Consider the following 1,102-nt stretch of genomic DNA (forward strand, 5'->3'; position numbering starts at 1 on the left):
GGTCTTGTTTCGGGCATGATTGAGACATGCAGATCGAGGTCACCCCGGAAGAAACCGCTGTTCTGATCAGGTGGAAGAAACGCACAGACAATTACGTGCTGGTGCGGATGAAAGCCGAAGCCATCTTGTATGCCTCTCGTGGTGTCGATGTGGGGATTATCGCTGAAATGGTTGAGCGCAGCGAGAAAACCGTTCGAGAATGGCTGGCCGAGTGGCAGGCCAGCAGGATGTGTTCGGTGCTGACCGGGCACGCGGGGAACCAGAACGCCGCGAAACTCACCCGCACCCAGAAGGAAGACCTCAAGACAGTCCTGGCCCTGCCGCCGTCTCGGTCCGGGATCGACGCCGAGTTCTGGGGCGTGCCGGCCCTACGAGACGTAGTGAAGATTCTGTTCGACGTGGAGTACGAGTCAGAATCTTCGTATCAGCTGCTCCTGCGGTTCTGCGGGCTCAGTTTCAAACTGCCCGACCCGTTCGACAAGCACCGCGACGAACAGGCCATCACCCGACGCATGACCGAGGTGAAGACCCAAGTCAACGACCTGTTGGGCGCTGGCTGTGAGGTGTACGCCATCGATGAGGTCCGCCTGGAGCACGAGGCCGAGACCCGCCGCATGTGGCTGCCCAAAGGACAACGCACCAAACTGTACGTGGACCGGCAGAAAGTGTCCCAGTCGTTCTTCGGCGCCCTCTCGCTTACTGACAAGAAAGTGCGGCTGTATCCGATCGAGGGGAACCAGAACACCGAACAGATCATCCTGGCTCTGGAACGGCTCCAGCGCGAAACCAAGGCCGACCGTATCGCTGTCGTACTGGACAATGCCCGGTTCCACCACGCCAAGGCCCTGACCAGCCTCTACCAGCCCGGCCAGTTGCTGGAGCGCATCACACCCGTTTTCTTGCCGCCGTACGCTCCCGACCACAACCCGGTCGAACACGTCTGGGGCACCGCCAAAAACAATATCGCGAACATCCAGCACCAGACCCCCGAACAAACCTTCGGAGCATTCGCCTCGTACATCACCGGACGCACCTTCGACTACGACTTCGAACACCTCCCCAAACCCCAACCAGAAACCGATCTTGTTTCATGACGGCCATA

Annotated in this window: 1 protein-coding gene; it reads left to right on the plus strand. The window is 59.3% G+C overall.

Going from position 1 to position 1,102, the window contains the following annotated elements:
• The first annotated feature begins 26 nt into the window (after positions 1–26).
• Positions 27–1,094 (plus strand): IS630 family transposase, encoded by a 1,068-nt coding sequence (locus D9T14_RS13260; RefSeq protein WP_121592134.1) that lies wholly within the window; start codon positions 27–29, stop codon positions 1,092–1,094.
• The last annotated feature ends 8 nt before the right edge of the window (positions 1,095–1,102 follow it).

The sequence above is a fragment of the Propionibacterium australiense genome, assembly GCF_003666605.1.
In the GTDB taxonomy this organism is placed as follows: Bacteria; Actinomycetota; Actinomycetes; order Propionibacteriales; family Propionibacteriaceae; genus Propionibacterium; species Propionibacterium australiense.

Coding starts and splice junctions, on each gene's coding strand:
- D9T14_RS13260 (WP_121592134.1), top strand. CDS start 27: ATGCAGATCGAGGTCACCCCGGAAGAAACCGCTGTTCTGATCAGGTGG.